Below are 494 nucleotides of genomic sequence, written 5' to 3'. Positions count from 1 at the left end.
TGCCTGCTCTACCAACTCGGCGGCCGGGTACACGACCGCTGGGCGTTCCAGCGGGGCCGCCGCAGCCTGACCCTGACGGTCGCCGGCGACCGGGTCTGCGACGACGCCGACGTGGTGCGGCGCTGGGCCCTGGCCGGCAAGGGGCTGGTCTACAAGTCCTGGCTGGACGTGGCCGAGGACGTGCGCGCCGGGCGCCTGCGCCTGCTGCTGCCGGAGTGGCAGGGCGAGGCGACGCCGATGAACCTTTTGTGTACCCACCGCGCCCAGTTGACCCGCCCGGTGACCCTCTTGCGCGCGTTCGTGCGCGAGCGTTGCGACGCATTGCTGGCGGAGGCTCCATGGACGAGGAACTGAACCGGGCGGCGAGCCTGGCCATCGAGCTGGCGGACGTGGACAGCGCCGCGCGCTTGCACGAACGCCTGCGCGAGGCACTGGCGTTGCCGCCGTGGTACGGATGCGACTGGGATGCCTTCTGGGACGCCATCAGCGGCCTG

Annotated in this window: 2 protein-coding genes; both read left to right on the top strand. The window is 72.1% G+C overall.

Annotation, left to right across the window (positions count from 1 at the left end; genetic code table 11):
- A partial coding sequence (locus EEB15_RS33290; RefSeq protein ID WP_233259731.1) for a LysR substrate-binding domain-containing protein occupies positions 1–354 on the top strand: 354 nt, incomplete at its 5' end.
- Positions 339–494, top strand: a 156-nt coding sequence (locus tag EEB15_RS34715) for a barstar family protein (RefSeq protein WP_199236711.1), incomplete at its 3' end; no start/stop codon positions are given. The genes EEB15_RS33290 and EEB15_RS34715, both read left to right, overlap by 16 nt.

Origin of the sequence: Ramlibacter sp. WS9 (genome assembly GCF_003797765.1) — a bacterium.
Classification (GTDB): Bacteria; Pseudomonadota; Gammaproteobacteria; order Burkholderiales; family Burkholderiaceae_C; genus Ramlibacter.
The sequence above is the reverse complement of the archived record's forward strand: the minus strand, read 5'-3'. Positions and strand labels throughout refer to the sequence as shown.